Origin of the sequence: Kitasatospora sp. NPDC036755 (genome assembly GCF_040636595.1) — a bacterium.
Taxonomy (GTDB): domain Bacteria; phylum Actinomycetota; class Actinomycetes; order Streptomycetales; family Streptomycetaceae; genus Kitasatospora.
Map to the genome: position 1 here is coordinate 19,549 of NZ_JBEZUT010000036.1, position 19,027 is coordinate 38,575.

The following is a 19,027-nucleotide window of genomic DNA, read 5'->3' on the forward strand; positions in this document are numbered from 1 at the left end:
GGTCTTGTGGTTGAGAGTGCTGTTCACCCGCGGTGCTCCGGACGATCCGAGCGGGCCCTCGGCTGTCGCCGAACGGTGTCGCCGATGAGGTGGGCCGGGGGGCTCGTCACTTCCCCGTGGCGTCGAGCCCGTCCGCGGTGCGGTCGGCCCCGTTCGTCGACGGAGCCGGCCGTGCCGCGGGACACCCAAGTTGTCCGAAGAGCCGGTGGTGGTTCCACATTGCGGCCTGATTGATTGTCCATCTACAAGAACTGGCCGAGGCCCAGGTGAGCGGCGGACAACCCGGTTTGGCCGCGGACAGGGCCATGGGACAAGGAGGAACCGGGTGGCTGGTGTTGGACGTCCGCAGGGCCGGTTCAAGGGAGAGACCGAGCAGGCGAACGCCCTGGCCGGCTTCCTTCGGGAGCTGACCTCTGGGATCACCGTCCGCAAGCTGGCCCAGCGCTACCCCGGCGGCAGGACCGTCTGGAGCGAGTACCGCTCCGGGGAGAAGGACATCCCGTGGCACCTGCTCCGGCGACTGGTCCACGACCACGCGGCGGAGCCGCGTGCCCGGGAGGTGCTGCTGGCTCGTGCCGCTCACCTGCACGAGCAGGCGGCACACGCGGCGGAAGGACTCGGGCCGACCGCCGTGAAACGGTTGGCCGCCCATCGGTCGGCCGCGCAACAGGCACTGGACCGGGCCCGGCACGCGCAGCTGCTGGCCGAGGAGGGCGTGTCGCAGGCGGAGGAGCTGATTCGAGTGCTCTTGGCCATCGTGGGTGAGCTGCGGGGCGAGCTGGGTACCGGTTCCGCGGACGAACCAGGCCCTGCCGTGCGGCAACCGGCCGTCGACGGGGGCGCGGCGGAGCTCCGGCGGTCCCGGCTGCGGGAGGCGACGCGTTGTCTGGCCGAGGTACGGTCCATCAGGCAGAGCGCCCACGAGGTGCGGCAGGCAGCGCGGTCGGAACGGGATGCCGTCGGGCTGCTGGTCGATCAGGAGAGTACGCGGGCCCGGGCGGACGACGGCCGGGAGCCGGGCGCCGAGCCGGTGGTGGCGGACGGGGTGCGGGCCCACCTGCCGGTGCTGCGACGGCTGGAGGCCGAGCTGGTGACGGTGCGGGCGGCCCTGGTCGGCCGGCGCCGGGAAGTGAGCCGGATGGTTCCCACCGCAACCGACTCCGGGATTGTCCGCGGTGAGCTGGTCGAAGTCACAGACAATCGCCCGACCGGCAGGCTCGTACCGGGTGCGGTGCTCGTTGGCCCGTCCCGCAGGCCGTCCGCGGGCGCACGGGATGGCCGGGTCCGGACCGGGCCGACGACGCTCGTCGCGGCGCTGCTGGCCGCAGTCCTGGTCCTGGGTGGTGTCCTGGTGGGTATGCAGCTGGGACACCCGGGGCCGACGTACGCTTCCCTCGACACGGTCCACCCGACGGCGGTACCCGGGGTGGGGCCGGAGACGGGCGCCGTCGGCGGCTCCTCCTCCCCGACGGGGGCCGGCCCTTCACCCTCGGCTCCCACCACCGCGCCGGCCTCCCGCCCGCCGGACAGCGAGCCCCCGCGGGCTGTCGGGACGGAGGCCCCGCAGGCCCGTACGGCGCTGCCGGCCGCAGGAGCCGGTGCCCCGCGGGAAGCCGTAGCCCCTGCACCGTCGGACCGCAGCAGCCCGTCCGCACCGCCACCGCTGCCCACCGCCTCTGCGCCGGTGCCGGTGACGGGTCCCCCGGTACCCAGGCGCCTCGGTGGGGCTCCCGTGCTCCCGCCGGCGGGAGCGGTGGCGATCAGAAACGGCAACAGCCTGCAGTGCATGGCCACGCCCGGCGGGGGCCGGGAGGAGGGCCTGCAAGTCCAGCAGTTCCCCTGCGGGGACTACCCGGACCACTTCTGGGAGGCCAGGAAGGCCTACACGGACGGCGAAGGCGACTCCTACTACCGGATCGTCAGCTACAACAGCTCGCTGTGCCTCGCCGTCCGGGAGTCCAGCGCTGAAGCCGCGGCCCAGGTCGTCCAGTCGGCGTGCGAGGACGACCCCAGCCAGTCCTGGAGGATCGAGAAGTGGCCGCACGGCATCCGCATCGTCAACGGCGGCAGCCGCCAGTGCCTCGCCGTCTCCCACGGCAGCAACGCCCCGCAGGCCCCGCTGATGCAGTACCCGTGCGGTGACTATCCGGACCACTACTGGGACTACGGCCCCCGCCGGTGACCGCCTCGGCACCACGGGGGCATCGGTGCCGCGATGTCCCTCCGCCAGATCCACCTGTGCGAGGACACGGCTGCGACCGTGACAGAGGGCTACCTGCCAGATTCCGGAGCCGAGAAACGGAGACCGCCTCGGGCTGTGCGCCCAGGTCTGCGCCCGCCACGACCCCGCCCCCTCGCGGCGCCGGAGGACCGGATGCGGTCGGGCGTCATTCGTCATCGGCACCGACGTGCCGGCGCGGCGGGGGGAGGAGGAGTGAGACGGCGCCGATGGCGAGCAGGGCCATTGCTTGCAGGGATGCGGTGGTGGATGTGGCGTCGTGCAGTGGCCAGGCCCAGATGCTGGGTCTGTTGTGTACCAGGCCGAAGGAGACGCACAGGAAGGGGAACAGCGCGGTGGCCACCGCGGCGACACGTGCTCCGGCGAGTCGGCGAACGATGAGTGCGAGGCCGAGGTAGCCGGCGAAGTCGCGGGCCATGGCCATGGCGGCGCTGCCCGCCCCGGCCATGGCCGCAACGCCGGCGGCCAGCGCGCAGGCCAGGACACATGCGGCCATGAACAGCGCGTCCCAGCCGGCCACGGCGCGGACCGCGACGCGCTCCGCGACGGCGTCGGCGCGGGCCTGGCCTTCCAGGATCAGGCAGGCGGGGACCAGCGGAAGGAGCGAGGACATGGGAAGGTCGAACGTCAGCCCGCCGATCACCACCGGGATGGGGACCGTCACGGAGTCGGCGCCGCTGCCGAGCAGGATGCAGGTGAGTAGGCCGACGGCGACGGCGGGAACGTACCTGATGCGCAGCCACCAGATCATCGGGCCGCCTGGAAGGACGGCGTGCCCGGCTGGTGGTATTGCGCGGGGGCCAGGACCGGCTTGACGTCGCAGCGGCCCACGGTGTCCGCGTTCTTCCGGAACCACGCGAGCTGTTCGGCCTGCGGGAGCGCCATGACCTGACGGGCGATCTGGACGTCCTGCGGCCGGTAGTGGCCTTCGACTGTCCCGGGGGTGACTCCGGCCGTGAGCTTGAGCCAGGACGACAGGGAGGCGACGGCCTCGGATCCGGGCCAGCGGGCGAACGGCTCCTTGGCGCAGTCGGGAGCCCCGTTGGGGAGGTGTCCCAGTGCGACGAGCGACTGCACCTCGTCCTTGCCGGGGCGGGCGGAGAGCGGTGACACCGTCGCGGTCTGCGTCAGGCCCGCGGCGTTCAGGCGCTGCTGGGCCTCGAGGGCCCAGTCGGTGATGCGGGCGGCGTCGGCCTTCTGCTCGGGCCACAGGCACACCCGCGGCTCCGTCGTGGTGCAGGTCTGCTCGCTTTGCGGGCGTGCCTGCGCCGCACGGTAGCCGAGAGGTGCGGCGATCCACGCACCTGCGGCTGTCGTGGCCGCCAGTGCCAGGATTGCGGTGATCCGGTTGTTCCCGCGCAGCAGCGTCCAGATCCAGGCAGCACCCACCATCCCGACAGCCACGACGGCCGGGGCGAGGACCGCCCGGGTGGCCGGCACCTGGTCCAGGGCGCAGCACTCGGTGAGGTTGCGGCCGTTGAGCTGGCGGACCCAGAAGGCGTCGAGGGTCGACGGGTAGGCCATCCACAGGAAGCCGGCGATGAGGGTCAGGGGTACGGCGAGCAGCCGCGGCAGCATCTGTCCGAGCACGTAGCCGACCACGGTGTGCGCGAGAACGACGAGCAGTTCCAGGAGGATGATGACGGGCACGGACCAGCCGGGGATGCCGCCGGCCTGCGGCACGAACAGGGCGAGGGCGGTCAGGACGGACACGGTGCCGAGGGCCAGGGTCGGAGCCAGGACGGAGAGAGCGATGGCGGTGGCGGAACGGGCGGGCGCGGTACCGAGCACCGCGGACTGGCGCACCCTGAGGCCTTCCCAGGCTCCGCAGGCCGCGACGGCGGGTGCGGTGAAGTTGAGCAGGAAGCTGCTCTGGGCGGTGACGGAAGGCCAGTAGCCGTCGGTGATCCAGCCGGTCATTTTGCCGCTGTACATCGCGATCCACACGAGCAGGACGGGCATGGCCCGCACGGCCGATGAGATCCGGATGATGCTGCGCCAGGGCACGGTCACACCTCCCCGGTGACGATGCCGGCGTAGGCGGCCTCGGCACGCCGTTCCGCGGAGACACCGTGCGGCGCGAGGGCCAGGAAGGACTCGATGGGCCCTTGATGGCGCACCGTTCCCCGGTCGAGGACGACGACCGAGTCGTAGATCTCGGCCAGGTCCTCGGTCTGATGAGTGGAGACGACGAAACTCGTGAGATGGCGCAGCTCGCCGATCAGCTCCCGGAAGACCCCGCGTTGGACCGGGTCGAGGCCCGCGGTGGGTTCGTCCAGGAGTACGACCTGGGCACTGTGCACCAAGGTCTGCGCGATTCCCAGCCGTCGTAACTGTCCGCCGGACAGCTCCCCGCTGCGCCGGTCCGCGAGTGTGGTGAGCCCGACCTTGTGGATGGCCTTTTGTGACTGGTCCCAGGCTTCGCTGCGCGACATGCCTTTGAGCCAGCCGGCGTAGGCGGCTTGCTCCCGCACGCGTAGGCCGGGTACCGGCCGCACTTGCTGGGGGAGCCAACCGACCTTCCGGCGGTAGGCCTTGAGGTCCTTGGAGCTGCTGGTGTCCAGTCCGTCGAGCGTGATGCGACCGGCTTCGGGCCTGAGGGCGGAGGCCATCAGGCCGAGCAGGGTCGACTTGCCGGCGCCGTTCGGGCCGAGCAGGACACTGCAGCCGGTGCCCAGGCTGAGGCTGAAGGAATCCAGGACTCGGGAGCCCTTGCGGTAGCCGAAGGAGCAGTCAGTTACTTGAACAGGCATAATCACCGATCCGTTTTGCATTTGAGCTGGTGGGAGATGTGGTAGTCCAGTCGACTAGGCTTGCTTTTCCTACAGAAACGTGGAAATGCCGGATTCCTGGTACGAACCTGTCGGGCGGTGACCGCCGCAAGGGCGTCGGCGCTTCGCTGCTGGGGATAGCGGTCCTCCGTCGGCCGGGGCCAGGCCGGGGTCAGTCCTCTGCTTCCGACCCGGGTGCTGCCGGCTGATCACATGGAGGCGATCGAGGCCGGGATCCAGCGGGGTCTACTCAGGACGCCGATCGCGCGTCACGCGTGCGGCTACCGCCTGCACCGCCTCTTACTCCCGCTGGTTCGGCCCGCGATCGGACCTCGGGCGCCCCGGCGGCGCCTATTGAAGCGACCTGGCGAGTCTTCCACACCCGGGTCGGCGGAGACCAGACCGATCTCCGTACCACTACTGACCTACCCGGCCCTGCCGCCCAGGAACAGCGCGATGTCGGTGAGCTGGGCGTTGAGCGCGGTCGTGCGACGCGCGTGCCGGGACGTCAGATCCTGGATCTGCTCGGCGAACGTCCGCCGTCCGCACCGGTCGTTCTCGTACACGAGACGACGCGCCCTCAGGTCCAGCCGCACTCGCCGACCGGCTACCGGACGGTCTGCAAGAAGCCGCCGGTAATAGCAGTGCAGCCGTGACGACCTCCGCCCGCACCCCGGGCAGGCGGCGGACACCGCCACCGACCGCACGGCGAGACGAACCGCTGCTGGTGGCGGGAAGGCATCGGCGGCGGAGTCCAGCAATCCGCCGCCGTTGGTACTTCGTCGCAGAAGTCTCCGAAGGCCGAACCCCTTCTACGAAACGCCCGTGCGCGCGGCGAGTTCTCGCACACCCGCGACCGTGACCGGCGCGTACAGGAGGTCTGCCGTCAGTGCCCGCAGGGCAGGCCGCCGTGCTTCCTCGGGCGCGACCCGTTCTGTGAACTGTAGGGCCGCGAGCGTTCGGTGGCGGTCGCCGAGGCGGTGCCACATGCGGGCGCAGTCTGTCCCGTACCGGGCCCGCCGCTCGGTCGTCGGCAGCCGTGCCGGCGCGATACGCGCTGCATACGGTACGGCCTCGTCAGGGGTGCCCAGCGCGGTGTGCACGCCGATCCAGTACAGGTCGGCCTGCGCGTTGGTGGCGTCGACCGTGAACAGGTCCGTCCGCTGCCGCTCTGCGGCGGTCAAACGGCCCACCGCGTCCTCGGCACCTGCCATCAGCTCAAGGGCATCCGCGCGGCGCTGCCCGCACGCCGCCGTGTAGGACGCCGTCATCAGCAGGGAGGCCGCCACCGCACGCGACGTGTCGCCTGGGGCCTGGTCGAGCGATTCGGCCGTCCGGCGCAGGAGGTCCACTGCCGCAGCAGGCCGCCCGGCTCGCCGCATCGTGATGGCCAGGACCCGGGCCGCCTCCCCGCGGACCACCGGGTCGCCGCTGGCCTCAGCCGCGGCGAGCGCCCGGTCCGCCGCTGGCCACGCCACATCTGCGTGTGCCTTCACCGCGAGTTCCGTAGCCAGCACCCAGGCGCGGGCGACGCATGCGTGCGCCTGCTCCCGGGCCCGGCCGGACAACGTTTCCCGGGTTGCCTGCGCCGTACCCAGCAGGCTGGGCAGGGCGGCGCCGAGGTCCTCGTACCGGGCCGCGGTGAACCGGGCTCGCGCTGCGGACAACTCCTGGCCAAGTTGGTGCAGAGACACCGGGACCGATGCCGCCGGCTCGTACAGCGCCCCAACGATTCGGGCCGACGCATCCGGCCGCGCCGCAGCCGCCGAGGTCGACGGGAGCATCGAGGTACCGGCCGCCGCCATGCCGGCCACCAACAGCTGCCTGCGGAGCATGACGTCCTCCTGATCCTGGGTCACATATCGCGCCAGCGTAGCCGTTCGCTCCAGGCCGAGCGCGTCAAGCCGCAGGCCCAACACCCGGACGATCACGGCGAGCGGCTGCTCGGCCGGCCGCAGCAGACCCGCCTCCACCCGACTGATAGCCGAGGCCGAGTACCCGCAGGCCCGGCCCAACTCGGCCTGCGTCATCCGCTGTGCACACCGGGCGGCCCTGATGACCGCCCCGAGCCGACGCTGACGTGACACGAGGCCCCCTCCGACTGCACGGGGCCGTAACCGTACTGGCCGGCCCGCGCCCGAAGGCAGGGCGCGCACAGGGTGTGCGGGGCACGCACACGGCGTGCGGAGCACCTCTCCATGCCTCCCCGAGCAGCTGCGGGGCGGGAACCCTTGTGAGTGCCCCGGCCGGGCGCATCCCCATCCACCCCTCAGCCAGAGGAGAGTGTGTCATGAGTGCAGCCCTGCTCGACCGGCCGACCCCGATCACCGGCCAGGACACCCCGCAGCCCGGTACCGTGCTGAACGGCGACCAGACCGTGACCGCCATGGCGTGCCCGGTCTGCGGGTCGGGATCCACCTACCAGACGATGGACGGCCGGTGGGGCTGCACCCAGTGCGGCTCCAGCTGGGCCTGAGCGAGAAGGAGAGCCGGCGGCATGTCGATCTGCACCGAGTGCACAGCGGACGCAGTCATCGAGGACCTGGACATCGACCCCCCGCAGCCGTGGTGCCTGGGGTGCGCGACCGCCCTCGTTGCCGCCGGCGATCCGGTGCTGAACTATCGGGCCCTCGACGGCCGGGCGGTCGACTACGCGCGCACCCTGGGCCGGCGCAGCACCGCTGTGCTGCCGTTCGGGTAGCCGCAGACACAAGAAACGCGCTCCCGCTCGGCCGAAGCCGAGCGGGGTGTCGTGGTCAGTTCGCCTGCTGCTGGAAATCCTTGACGAGGCCCTCTGTCCGGTCCACGGAATCCCACAGCGACAGAACCGAGTTGGGATGCACTCGTGCTCGAAGTGCCTGCGGCCGTCGCGCGGGGATGCGCGGGTGACGAGCTGCGCACGGCCGCGAGGGTGCTGGTGCCGGGTGCTCGGCGACGGCCGGGGGTGTCGGTCAGTCGATGCCTTCGATGATGCGGAAGTCGCGCTGGAAGCCGTCGGGGAGGGCCGTCAGGGCTTTCTGGTAGGCCTCGCTCTCGTAGGCGGCGACCGCCTGTTCGAGGCTGTCGAACTCGATCAGGACGGCGCGGTGCGTGGTTCCGGCCTCGCGGGCGACGACTCGGGTGCCGCGGGACAGGAGGCGCCCGCCCGCGGCGCGGACGGCCTGGCCTGCCAGCTGGTCGTAGGCGGTCAGCTTCTCGGGGTCGGTGGTGGCGGGGTAGACACTGACCCAGTAGCCCTTGGCCATGGGAAACCTCCTGAGTTCGGCCGGACATGTCCGACGTCGAATGGGTGCTCGGATCGATCGATGCCTCGATCCTTGCCGTTCGGGTCGGCCCCGGCCATGGCGGGAAGGTCAGTCTTCGATACATTCGCGCCATGCCCGTTCACCATGCCGCCCCCGGTGCGTCCGGATCCCGTGATGTGGCCGGTCGTGCCGCCGAAGCGGATCGCGTGGTACCTCCCGAACCGCGGCCCGGCGTCCACAAGGTGGTCGTCCTGGTGCTCGACGGGATCTATCCCTTCGAACTGGGCATACCTCAGCACGTCCTGGGCGCCGCCGGTGGCCGGTACGAGGTGGTGACCGCGGGCGTGGACGGGAAGCCGGTGCGCACCGTCTCGGACCTGACGGTCACCCCCGGGCACGGGCCCGAGGTGCTGGCCGAGGCGGACACCGTGATCGTCCCCGGGTACGCGATACCCCGGGGATCGGCCGCCACGACGAACGCGAAGGCCCTGGAGGCGCTTTCCGGTCTGCGGCCCGGCACCCGGCTGGTGTCGATCTGCAGCGGTGCCTTCCTGCTGGCCGGCGCCGGTCTCCTCGACGGGCGTCGGGCCACCACCCACTGGGCGCTCGGCGACCGCTTCCGGGAGCAGTTCCCCCGGGTCGAGCTCGACGCCGGCGTTCTCTTCGTCGACCACGGTGACGTGTTGACCTCGGCGGGGGCGGCCAGCGGCTTCGACGTCTGCCTGCACCTGCTGCGCCAGGACCACGGCATCGAGGTCGCCAACCAGGCCGCCCGCTTCTGCGTCATGCCGTCGTACCGGGATGGTGGGTAGGCCCAGTACATCGAGCGGCCACTGCCGCCGACGGGCGCGACCGGCACCGGGCCGACCCGTGACTGGGCCCTGCTGCGGCTCGAACTTCCGCTGACCCTGGACGAGTTGGCCGAGCACGCGGCGATGAGCACCCGTACCTTCGCCCGGCGCTTCAAGGAGGAGACCGGTCTGAGCCCCGGCCGGTGGCTGACCTCGCAGCGGGTGCGGCGGGCCCGGCACCTGCTGGAGTCCAGCGATCTGCCGGTGGAACGTGTCGCCCACGAGGTCGGGTTCGCCACCGCCACCTCGCTGCGGCGGCACCTCGCGGCGGAGGCGGGAGTCGCCCCGTCGGCGTACCGCCGTACCTTCCGTGCCCCGGATCCGGCCGCCGGCGGTGCGGGCTCCGGTCCCTCCTGAAGCTTGTCGCGGAAGGTCGGGTGACAGTGGCCCGGTGTCCGTTCCGACCTGCGGGCCACCCCACCCACGACGGCCCGCACCGGACCTTCCGCAACAGGCTTCACCCCTTGGAGGAGCCCGAGTTGGCGCCGCGGACGAAGTGGCGCTGGAAGCAGAAGAACAGCACGGCCACCGGGACGGTGGAGACGAGGGCCGCCGCCAGTTTGAGCGGGTACTGGGTGCCGGAGCCGAGGCCGCCGGCGACGAAGTGGGCGAGGCCGGTGGTGAGGGTGTCGTGGTCGCTGGACTGGGTGGAGACGAGGAAGTGGGTGAACTCGTTCCAGGAGCCCTGGAAGGAGAGCACCGTGAGGGTGATCAGCGAGGGCCGGGACATGGGCAGCACGACGGACCAGAAGATCCGGAAGGTTCCGGCACCGTCGATCCGCGCGGCCTCCTCGATCTCGCGCGGCACCGACTCGAAGAACTGCTTCATGATGAAGATCCCGGCGGCGTCGACCAGCAGGGGCAGGACCATTCCGCTGTAGGTGTCGAACATGCCGAAGCTCTTCAGCACCAGGAACTTCGGGATCAGCAGCACCACGCCGGGCACGGCCATCACGGCCAGGACGAAGGCGAAGAGCAGCCGGCGGCCGGGGAACCTGATCCGGGCCAGCGCGTAGCCCGCCATCGAGTCGAACAGCACCCGGCCGGCCGTGACCAGGACGGTCACCACCACGCTGTTGCCCAGCCAGCGCAGGAACGGGACGTTCTCCACGCCGTCGGCCAGGCCGAACAGGCGCCGGTAGGAGGCGAGGGTGCCGCCGTCCGGCAGCAGGGACATCGGGTGGGCGGCCGCGTCCGGGTCGGTCTTGACGCTGTTCACCAGCTGCAGCAGGAACGGCAGCAGGTAGAGCAGCGCGAAGCCGGCCAGCGCCGCGTAGCCGAGGTACCGCAGCGGTCCGGGGAAGCGGCCGAGGACCGGCCGCTCCTCGGCCCGCGGGTCGGCAGCACGCGGGGCGTCAGCACGCGAGGCATCGGTACCCGGGCCGGCAGCACGCGGGGCATCGGCACCCGGGGCATCGGCGCGCGGGGTGTCAGTGCGCGGCACGGCGGGCTCCCTTCCGGCCGCCTCGCGGCTTGCCGTCCCGTTCCCGCAGCACCCACCGCTGGGCGGCGGTGAGCAGCAGGATCAGGCCGAGCAGGACGAACGCGATGGCGGCGCCCTGCCCGTAGTCGGCGTTGTCGAAGCCGGCCGAGTAGGACAGGTAGGCGGGGGTGAGGGTGGTGTTGCCGGGGGCGCCCTTGCCCATCACGTAGATCTGGTCGAAGACCTGCCAGGTGGAGATCAGCCCGAGGGTGAGGACCAGGAACAGGACGGGCCGCAGCGCGGGCAGGGTGACGTGGCGCAGCAGTTGGCGGCGGTTGACGCCGTCCAGGGCGGCGGCTTCCTCCAGTTCGCGCGGGATGTCCTGGAGGGCGGCGAGGAAGATCAGCATGAAGGTGCCGGAGGTGGTCCAGACCGCCATCAGGATCAGGGTGCACATGGCGACGGAGGGGCCGGCGAACCACTCGGACCACGAGAGTCCGAGCGGCCCGCCCGGGCCGGGGGCGGGCTGGTCGACGCCGAGCCGGCCGAGGACCAGCCAGACCAGTCCGCGTGGGTCGGCGAACCAGTTCGGCCCCTGGACGCCGAGCCGGCCGAGTATCCGGTTGACGGCGCCGCTGCCCTGGAAGAGGAACAGGAAGACCGTGGAGACGGCGATCGAGCTGGTGACGGACGGGAAGTAGAACACCGTGCGCAGGGCGCCGCGGCCGCGCAGTAGCCGCTGGTTGACGGTGATGGCGAGGACGAGGGCCAGCGCCGTCTGGAGCGGGACGGTCAGCAGGACGTAGTAGAGGGTGTTGCGCATCGAGGTGGCGAAGAGCGTGCGGTCCAGGCCGTCCTCGGCGAACAGCCGCCGGTAGTTGTCCAGGCCGACGAAGTCCGCGCTGCCGCTGAAGGGGTCGGACTGTCCGTCCCAGTGCAGCAGGCTGACCCACAGGGCCATCGCGATGGGCAGGACCAGGAAGAGGCCGAGGACGAGGACCATGGGGCCAGTGAACAGCCAGCCCCAGGCCCCTTCGCGCAGGCCGCGCCCGGTGCGGGTGCGGGTGGTGGGTGTGCGGGTGGTGCGTATGGCCCGTATGGCCCGTATGGTGCCCATGGTGCGCCTACCTGGCATTCTTCAGGGCCTGCTCGCCGTTGCGCTGGAGGGTGCCCAGGATGGTGGCCGGGTCCCCGGTCCTCAGCGACTGGAGGTCGGTGTTGAACTGGGTGAGCACCTGGTTGAAGCCGGCGATGGTGACCGGCGGCTGGGAGGTGGCGACGCCGTCCACCCACGCCTTGGAGTCCGGGTACTGCTGGGCGTACGTGGCGAGCGCGCTGGTGCGCGAGGGCATGACGCCGAAGGCCTTGGAGAACTCCAGCTGCTGCTCGGCGGAGGTGAGGTGCTTGACGAGGTCGACTCCGGCGGCCTGGTGGGTGCTCCTGGCGGCGATGCCCCAGCAGTTGCTGAAGGCGAGGGTGCCGGGGCCGGCCGGGCCGGCGGGCAGCGGGAGCACCTTGTAGCCGACGTCCGGGTAGTCCTTGGCCATCGCGCCCTTCAGCCAGTTTCCCTCGATGGTCATCGCGGCCCTGCCCTTGCCGAGCGCCTCGCCGCCCCAGCCGGCGTCCACCTCGGCGACGTACTTGGCGGACCCGGCCTTCATCATGGTCCGGAGGTACTCCAGGGCCTGCTTGTTGGCCGGGTTGTCGGCGGTCATCGCGTTCTGCTCGGGGTTGGTGATCCAGCCGCCGGCCTCCTTCATCAGGGCGCCCAGCCGCTGGTAGTCGGGGGCGGTGACCAGGCCGGTGACGCCGTCCTTGGTGAGCTTGGCTGCGTCGTCGGAGAGCTGCTGCCAGGTGGTGGGGTAGTCGGCCTCGGTGAGGCCGGCCTGCTGCCACATGGCGGTGTTGATCACCAGGCCCAGGGTGGAGCTGTCCTTGGGCAGGCAGGTGAGCTTGCCGTCGTGGCTGAAGGCCCTGCGCAGCTGCTCGGAGAAGTCCGCGGCGTCCGGGACCAGGTCCCCGTACGCGTAGAGGGAGCCGCCCTTGGCGTAGTTGGCGAACTGGTCGGAGTTGACGTAGAAGAGGTCCGGCGGGTTGCCGCCGGCGAAGGCCTGGCCGAGCTGCTGGTTGATGTTGCTCGCGATCTGCACGGTGACGGTGTTTCCGGTCTTCTGCGCCCAGGCGGCGGTGGCCGCCTTGACCGCCGCGGTCTCGGCCTCGCCGGAGGTGGCGATCAGCACCGTCAGGTCCTGCTTGCCGCCGGAGGCCTGCTTGGCCGTCGAGTCGCCGAAGCCGCCGGAGGAGGAGCAGCCGGTGACGGCGCCGAGGGTGACGGCCGCGCAGACGGCGGCCGCGGCGAGGGTGCGGGAGGTGGCCATGCGGATCTCCTTGCGAGGGTTGGTGCGGTGGGCGCAGATGGCTCGGGGGAGTGGCGTCACACGCTTTCGCGGAGCACCAACTCGGGTTTCAGGAGGACGTGTTCGGTCGGCCGCCGGCGGTCGCCGAGGCGTTCCAGCAGCAGCCGCATGCAGGCGCGGCCGACGGCGTCGAGCGGCTGGGAGAGGCTGGACAGCGAGGGGTGCAGGAGCGGGGCGATCGGGGAGTCGTCGAAGCCGATGACGGCGGCGTCCGGCCCCGGGGTGCGCCCGGCCCGGCGCAGCGCCTGGTACCAGCCGAGGGCGAGGGTGTCGCTGGCGGCGACGACGGCGGTGGCGCCGGCGGCGAGGAGCCGCTCGGCGGCCTCGGTGGCGTGTGCGGGGTCGTCGGGGCTCTCGGCCCGACGGCCCCGGGTGGTCAGTCCGAGCTCGCGCATCGTGCTCTGCCAGCCGCGGGCGCGGTCGTCGCCGACGCCGGAGCCCTTGGGCCAGCCGAGGAAGCCGATCTTGCGGTGGCCGAGCCCGGCCAGGTGCCGGACGGCGGCCGATGTCCCGGCGGCGCCGTCGACGTCGACCCAGTCGCCGACGTCCCGGCCGGTCCAGGTGCGGCCGAAGGCGACGTAGGGGACGCCCTGTTCGTGCAGCCAGCCCTGGCGGCGGTCGCCGCGGTCGGTGCCGCTGAGCACGAAGCCGTCCGCGCCGTGTTCGTCGAGCAGTTGGCGGTAGCTGGTGAGTTCGTCGTCCCCGGGGGCGACGGCGAACAGCACCACCCGGTAGCCGGCCCGGTCGGCGGCCTCGGAGAGCGAGTGCAGGAACTGGTCGAGGACGGGGGTGGGGACGCCGGTGCTGCTGGAGCGGAGGCCGTAGCCGATCAGTCGGCTGGCCCTGGTCTTCAGCGCCTGGGCGGCCCGGTGGGGCCGGTAGCCGAGTTCGTCGATGGCGCGCCGGACCCGTTCCAGGGTCTGCGGGCGCAGCAGGTCGGGCGAGTTGAGCGCGTTGGACACCGTCTGACGGCCCACGCCGGCCCGGGCGGCGACCATTTCGAGGGTCACGGCGGACCCTGCCCGGGGCCGGGGCGATGAGTGTGCATTCATGACGGCGATCCTAGGTTCTGTCTTCGTTGACCAGATGTTGGAGCGTTCCAATCGGGGGTTCCATCATCCCCACCAGCGGGGTTAATGTCTTGGAACGCTCCAACGGCAGAAAGGTTGCGCCCGGGTGGAAGCAACTGTCAAGCCCCCAGCAGAGGATGAAGACACCATGTCAGCGACAGAGCTGCAGCCGTTCCTCCACGACACCCGGCTCTCCGTGGCCGCCCCGAGCTTCTGCGCCTCGCGCCCCGACGGCCGGATCGGCGAAGGCGCGGACGGATTCTTCCACGGGGACCGGCGGATCCTCTCCCGCCTGGAGGCCATCGTCGCCGGAATCCCCGACGCGCACGTCGCCACCGCCGAAGCCCCGGACGGCACCACCACCTTCGTCACCGTGCTGCGCGGCCTCGCCGAGGCCACCGCCGACCCCGCCGTCACCCTGGAGCGCCGCCGCGAACTGCGGCCCGGCCGCCTCGTCGAACACCTCACCGTCCGCAACGCCGGCGACCTCACCGCCCGGCTGCGCCTGGACCTGCGCGCCGAGAGCGACTTCGCCGCGATGGACGCCGTCAAGGCCGGCCGCACCGGCACCCCCCGCACCCCCGGCGCCGAACCCGACGGGCTGCGCTGGACCGACGGCCCGCTCACCGCCGTCCTCGCCCTCGACCCGGTCCCCGACCACCTCGACGCCGCCACCGGCACCCTCGGCTACGACCTGGAACTCGCCCCCGGCCAGGCCTGGGAGGCCGTCCTGGAGTGCACCGCCGAACACCGCGAGGGCGACCTCTTCCCAGCCCCGCCCGCCGACGCCGCCCCCTGGCGCACCCCCGCCGTCACCGGCCGCGACCACGACCTCGGCCACTGGCTCGCCCGCTCCCACCAGGACCTGCGCGGCCTGCTGCTCACCGACCCGCTCAGCCCCGCTGACACCTTCCTCGGCGCCGGCGCGCCCTGGTTCCTCACCCTGTTCGGCCGCGACTCGCTCTGGGCGGCCCGGATGCTGCTCCCGCTCGGCACCGAGCTCGCCGCCGGCACCCTGCGCACCCTCGCCCGCCGCCAGGGCCGCACCACCGACCCGGCCACCGAGGAGCAGCCCGGCAAGATCCTCCACGAGGTCCGCCGCGCCGAACAGCACCTCGACACCGGATCCCACCTGCCGCCCCGCTACTTCGGCACCGCCGACGCCACCCCGCTCTGGCTCGTCCTGCTGCACGACGCCTGGCGCTGGGGCCTGCCCGCCGACCAGGTCGAGGAGCTCCTCCCGCACGCCGAGGCCGCCCTCGGCTGGCTGGAACGGTACGCCGACGCCGACGGCGACGGCTTCCTGGAGTACCTGGACAGCACCGGCCGCGGCCTGTCCAACCAGGGCTGGAAGGACTCCTCCGACAGCATCCGGTTCCGCGACGGCCGGATCGCCGACGCCCCGATCGCCCTCAGCGAGGTCCAGGCGTACGCCCACGAGGCCGCGCTCGCCGCGGCCGAGCTGCTGGAGGCCTTCGACCGCCCCGGCGCCGAGCACTGGCGGGAGTGGGCCGAGCGGCTGCGCGAACGCTTCCGGGCCCACTTCTGGACCGAGGACGAGGACGGCCGCTACCCGGTGGTGGCCCTCGACGGCGCCAAGCGGAGGGTGGACTCGATCGCCTCCAACATGGGCCACCTGCTCGGCACCGGGCTGCTGGACGCCGAGGAGAGCGCACTCGTGGCCCGCCGGCTCACCGGCCCCGGCATGGCGAGCGGCTTCGGGCTGCGCACCCTGGACGCGACCGCCGCCGGCTTCAACCCGCTCGGCTACCACACCGGTTCGGTCTGGCCGCACGACAGCGCCATCGCCGTCCACGGCCTCGCCCGGGCCGGGCTGCACGAGGCGGCCGCCCCGCTGGCCGCCGGGCTGGTGCGGGCCGCCGCGGCCTTCGACCACCGGCTGCCCGAACTGTTCGGCGGCCACCCGCGCGAGCACTACGCCCGGCCCGTCCCGTACCCGGCGTCCTGCCGGCCGCAGGCCTGGGCCGCCGCCTCCGCCGTCACCGTCCTCCAGTCGGTGCTCGGCCTGACGGCGGACGCGCCGGGCCGCCGGCTGACGGTCCGGGCCCGGGTGCCCGCCGGGTACGAGTCGCTGCGGATCGACGGGCTGACCGTGGCCGGACTGCCGATCGGGGTGACGACCGACCACACGGGCCGGGTCGAGCTGCGGGCGCCGGAGGGGTTCACCGTCACCGTGGCCGACTGACCGGCACCGTAGGTCCGGTGATCAGCCGTCAGCAGGTCCGGACGCACGTCGGCCCCGACTCCCACCCGGGAGCCGGGGCCGATCCGCTGCGGCGGCGGCCGGTGCTACCGCATCACGGAGACGATGACGACGACCAGCGGAAGCGTGACGAGGCCGAGCCCCAGTCCGACCGCCACGGGCGTCACCCGGTCGCGGAACCGCCGCCGCGGCAGGACACGCTGCTCCGGCGGCGTGCTGTACTCCCACCAGTTGACGACCCGGCGGTAGTCCGTGTCGAAGCCCTTGTTGGGGAACCTCGTGCTGGAGCCGAGGCCCGGCAGCGAGCGGCGCCGGCCGGAGGCGAGGTGGATCCGGGCCGAACGCGTGCTCATGCCGTTGCCGTTGAACTCCCGGACGTCCAGCCAGCGCACCTCCTCCCAGGCGTAGGTGCGGCCGCCGCCGATGCCCCAGCAGACGGTGATGCCGTCGGCGCCGACCCGGCTCCAGGATCGGAGCGTCAGGATCCAGGCCGGGACGGCGACCAGGACGGTCGCGGCCGTCAACAGGCCGGTGCCGAGGGCGCCGAGCTCCCGGAAACCGAGGACGGCGAGCGCCGCGAGGGCGAGCAGCGGGACCGCGAAGGTGGACCAGGAGGGGCGGAACAGGTCTTTCCCCCGGAAGATCAGTTCGTTCACGGGGCGCACACTACTCCCCGGGCGGCCGGGCCCCGACAGGGGGTCGCGTGAGCCCGGGGCGCAGCGCCTCACGGCAGGTAGTACGTCAACAGGTCCGCCGTCAGCGGCGGGAACAGCGCCCGGTACGCCTCGTCCTCCCCGCGGACGTACGCGTCCGGCCGCAGCCGGCTCAACCCCTCGATCCCGTACGGCCCGAAGAGCAGCGCCGCCAGCTGGTCCGGGGCCACGCACAGGCAGTCCTCCTCGCCCGGGCCCCGCATCGTGGCGCCCGTGACCACCTCGCCCGGCCCCTGCTCGCCGACCGGGATCCGGTAGTGCGCGCGGTAGGTGGAGAGCAGCAGGTCGCGGCCGGTGCGGTCCACGCCGGCGGCGGTGAGGCGCTGCCCCAGCAGTGGGCGCAGCCGGTCGAGCAGCGCGGCCGGATCTGGGATGCGGACGTAGTACTGCTCCGCCCCGGGGCGCGGCGTGTGGTCGAGGAGGTCGTGCCAGACGGTGGCCGGCAGGGTGCCGGGCCGGTGCACCACGTGGAGCCGTGCGCCGGGTTCCGACGCGGCCACGCCGGCCAGGAGTTCGCGTGCCGCCCGGTCGTCCGTGGCGGCCGCCTCGGCGAGGTGGAACTCCCCGTCGTCCACCGGGGTGGTGCGTCCCACGGCCACCGCCTCGCCGGCGCGCTCGACCACCCGCAGCGTGCTCGCGTCGTGCGCCAGCAGCCAGCGCCAGCGGGCGGGGGAGTGGGCCATCGCGAGGTCGAAGCCGCGCTGCGTCCGCTCCTGGAGCGCGGCCAGGGCGGGCAGGTCCGCGGCCCGGGCGGTGCGCAGGGCGGGCTCCCCGCCCTCGAAGGCCGGGGTGCCGTGCACGGGACGCGAGACCGGGATGTCGATCGCGTACTCGTAGCCGAACTGCCGGTAGAAGTACGGGATTCCGATCATCACCTGGACCACGTGCCCGCGGGCGGCGGAGCGGGCGTGCGCCCACCGCAGCAGTGCCCGGACCAGGCCGCGGCCCTCGTACTCCTCGTCGGTGGCGACCAGTTCGACCTGCCCGGCGGGCAGCCGGACGTCGCCGAGGCGCAGTTCCTCGTCGAGCAGGGTGGCGGTGGACACCACCCGGTCGCCGTCGACCACCACGGCGCAGGCCGACCAGCCGGCGTCCGGGTCCTCGACCACCAGGCGGTGGTCGAGCGCGTCCTGCGGCGCGAGGCGCTTCGCGAGCAGCGCGCCGATCTGCTCCAGGTCGGCCGGTCCGGGCTCGCGCAGCAGCAGGCCGCCGGGCAGGGGGAGGGGAAGGGCGAATGGTTCGTCGACGGTCATGACCGGACCCTCGCACCGGCGGCCGGCCGTGTCCAGGGGGTTTCGCCGCTCCGGCAAACGACGGCTGGGGGCGGGGCCGGCTCCCGGGCAGGGCCCTTGCGGCCCGGGCCGCAAGGGCCCCCGGGCCTACACGGTGCTCGCGATCCAGCCGACCGTCTCGGAGGTGTGCGGCCCGTCGGACAACGCCCGCCCGCTGCCCACGAGTTCGTTCATGCGGATCTTGAAGCCGGTGCTGGTGACGTCGGCGATCCGCAGCCCCGGGGTGTCCGGGCCGTTGAACGTCTGGACGAACGGGACGACGACCACCGTCGCGGTGTCGGGGAAGGGCGAGGGGAAGGTGACCTGGGTGAAGGTCGACGTGGCTCCGCCGGTCAGCTCCGTGGCACTGCTGGAGCTCAACTGCAGCTTGCCGGTCTGGATCATGCTCATCGCTTCTGCCTTTCGTTCGACGGCGCGGGCGTTGCCTCGGCGAGCAACGCATGGGTGAAATGCCCGCGTTGCTTCGGGTTTAGCGCGAGTGTCGCCGGTTCGGGGCATCTCCCGGCTCGGCCGGTGTGGGCGGTGCGCGCCCACTGTGTGCGGGGCTTGGCGAAATCGTGCCCATCGCGGGGAGGTCCGGGTTGACCGCGGCCGCGACGGACGGTTGGCTCGGCCGGAGCCAGGGGCCAGGCCCTGAGGGAGGGGAACCCATGAGGACGACGACGCTGCGGGTGGCCTGCGGGCTGGCGGCCCCGCCCACGGCACGCAAAAAGGCCCAGGCCGGATTGGATCCGGCCTGGGCCTTTCACACTGAGCCGCCTGCGGGATTCGAACCCGCGACC

17 protein-coding genes and 2 pseudogenes are annotated in these 19,027 nt (G+C 72.5%); 5 read left to right on the forward strand and 14 right to left on the reverse strand.

From position 1 onward, the window contains the following. Window positions 1–325 precede the first annotated feature (325 nt). A complete protein-coding gene (locus tag AB0E96_RS08360; RefSeq protein ID WP_359820128.1) occupies window positions 326–2,182 on the forward strand; it encodes an RICIN domain-containing protein in 1,857 nt (618 codons plus the stop codon). A gap of 205 nt (window positions 2,183–2,387) precedes the next feature. Here AB0E96_RS08360 and AB0E96_RS08365 read toward each other — a convergent pair whose 3' ends face one another. From AB0E96_RS08365 to AB0E96_RS08390, 6 genes and pseudogenes are all read right to left on the reverse strand, one after another. Continuing rightward, window positions 2,388–2,990: a hypothetical protein gene (locus AB0E96_RS08365; protein WP_359820130.1), complete on the reverse strand. Its 603-nt coding sequence runs from the start codon at window positions 2,988–2,990 to the stop codon at window positions 2,388–2,390. Further along, window positions 2,987–4,246: a hypothetical protein gene (locus AB0E96_RS08370; protein ID WP_359820133.1), complete on the reverse strand. Its 1,260-nt coding sequence runs from the start codon at window positions 4,244–4,246 to the stop codon at window positions 2,987–2,989. The genes AB0E96_RS08365 and AB0E96_RS08370 overlap by 4 nt, the downstream gene beginning before the upstream one ends. 2 nt (window positions 4,247–4,248) lie before the next feature. Beyond that, window positions 4,249–4,992 (reverse strand): ATP-binding cassette domain-containing protein, encoded by a 744-nt coding sequence (locus AB0E96_RS08375; protein WP_359820135.1) that lies wholly within the window; start codon window positions 4,990–4,992, stop codon window positions 4,249–4,251. Window positions 4,993–5,435: 443 nt separating this feature from the next. Then, a complete protein-coding gene (locus AB0E96_RS08380; RefSeq protein ID WP_359820167.1) occupies window positions 5,436–5,576 on the reverse strand; it encodes a hypothetical protein in 141 nt (46 codons plus the stop codon). A gap of 12 nt (window positions 5,577–5,588) precedes the next feature. Beyond that, a pseudogene (locus tag AB0E96_RS08385) lies at window positions 5,589–5,717 on the reverse strand (transposase family protein); the annotation flags it as partial. A 105-nt stretch (window positions 5,718–5,822) separates the two neighbouring features. Continuing rightward, entirely contained in the window at window positions 5,823–7,097 is a 1,275-nt protein-coding gene (locus AB0E96_RS08390) for a helix-turn-helix transcriptional regulator (protein WP_359820138.1), read from the reverse strand. A 203-nt stretch (window positions 7,098–7,300) separates the two neighbouring features. Here AB0E96_RS08390 and AB0E96_RS08395 point away from each other — a divergent pair, with 203 nt between their 5' ends. After that, complete coding sequence (locus tag AB0E96_RS08395) at window positions 7,301–7,486, forward strand: hypothetical protein (RefSeq protein ID WP_359820141.1); 186 nt, start codon at window positions 7,301–7,303, stop codon at window positions 7,484–7,486. 21 nt (window positions 7,487–7,507) lie between these two features. Beyond that, a complete protein-coding gene (locus AB0E96_RS08400) occupies window positions 7,508–7,711 on the forward strand; it encodes a hypothetical protein (protein ID WP_359820143.1) in 204 nt (67 codons plus the stop codon). Between the two features lie 250 nt (window positions 7,712–7,961). Here AB0E96_RS08400 and AB0E96_RS08405 read toward each other — a convergent pair whose 3' ends face one another. After that, window positions 7,962–8,255: a DUF1330 domain-containing protein gene (locus AB0E96_RS08405; RefSeq protein WP_359820146.1), complete on the reverse strand. Its 294-nt coding sequence runs from the start codon at window positions 8,253–8,255 to the stop codon at window positions 7,962–7,964. A 68-nt stretch (window positions 8,256–8,323) separates the two neighbouring features. On the opposite strand from AB0E96_RS08405, the pseudogene AB0E96_RS08410 reads away from it, so the two are divergent. Continuing rightward, window positions 8,324–9,463, forward strand: a pseudogene (locus tag AB0E96_RS08410) (helix-turn-helix domain-containing protein). 100 nt (window positions 9,464–9,563) lie between these two features. Here AB0E96_RS08410 and AB0E96_RS08415 read toward each other — a convergent pair. The 4 genes from AB0E96_RS08415 to AB0E96_RS08430 are packed head-to-tail and all read right to left on the reverse strand — an operon-like array spanning window position 9,564 to window position 13,956. Next, on the reverse strand, window positions 9,564–10,550 hold the full coding sequence (locus AB0E96_RS08415; protein ID WP_359820148.1) for a carbohydrate ABC transporter permease: 987 nt from the start codon (window positions 10,548–10,550) through the stop codon (window positions 9,564–9,566). Beyond that, window positions 10,537–11,646, reverse strand: coding sequence for a sugar ABC transporter permease (locus AB0E96_RS08420; RefSeq protein WP_359820151.1), 1,110 nt, complete (start codon window positions 11,644–11,646; stop codon window positions 10,537–10,539). The genes AB0E96_RS08415 and AB0E96_RS08420 overlap by 14 nt, the downstream gene beginning before the upstream one ends. 7 nt (window positions 11,647–11,653) lie before the next feature. Further along, entirely contained in the window at window positions 11,654–12,907 is a 1,254-nt protein-coding gene (locus tag AB0E96_RS08425; RefSeq protein ID WP_359820152.1) for an extracellular solute-binding protein, read from the reverse strand. 56 nt (window positions 12,908–12,963) lie between these two features. Next, entirely contained in the window at window positions 12,964–13,956 is a 993-nt protein-coding gene (locus AB0E96_RS08430) for a substrate-binding domain-containing protein (RefSeq protein WP_359820154.1), read from the reverse strand. A gap of 208 nt (window positions 13,957–14,164) precedes the next feature. On the opposite strand from AB0E96_RS08430, the gene AB0E96_RS08435 reads away from it, so the two are divergent. Next, window positions 14,165–16,222 carry a glycogen debranching N-terminal domain-containing protein gene (locus AB0E96_RS08435; RefSeq protein WP_359820157.1) on the forward strand — a complete coding sequence of 686 codons (2,058 nt, stop codon included), beginning with the start codon at window positions 14,165–14,167 and terminating at the stop codon, window positions 16,220–16,222. 104 nt (window positions 16,223–16,326) lie between these two features. Here the strand turns inward: AB0E96_RS08435 and AB0E96_RS08440 are convergent, their stop codons facing one another. From AB0E96_RS08440 to AB0E96_RS08450, 3 genes are all read right to left on the reverse strand, one after another. Beyond that, a complete protein-coding gene (locus AB0E96_RS08440) occupies window positions 16,327–16,896 on the reverse strand; it encodes a hypothetical protein (protein WP_359820160.1) in 570 nt (189 codons plus the stop codon). A 68-nt stretch (window positions 16,897–16,964) separates the two neighbouring features. Then, a complete protein-coding gene (locus AB0E96_RS08445; protein WP_359820162.1) occupies window positions 16,965–18,206 on the reverse strand; it encodes a GNAT family N-acetyltransferase in 1,242 nt (413 codons plus the stop codon). A gap of 126 nt (window positions 18,207–18,332) precedes the next feature. Beyond that, window positions 18,333–18,635 (reverse strand): hypothetical protein, encoded by a 303-nt coding sequence (locus tag AB0E96_RS08450; RefSeq protein ID WP_359820164.1) that lies wholly within the window; start codon window positions 18,633–18,635, stop codon window positions 18,333–18,335. Window positions 18,636–19,027 lie beyond the last annotated feature (392 nt).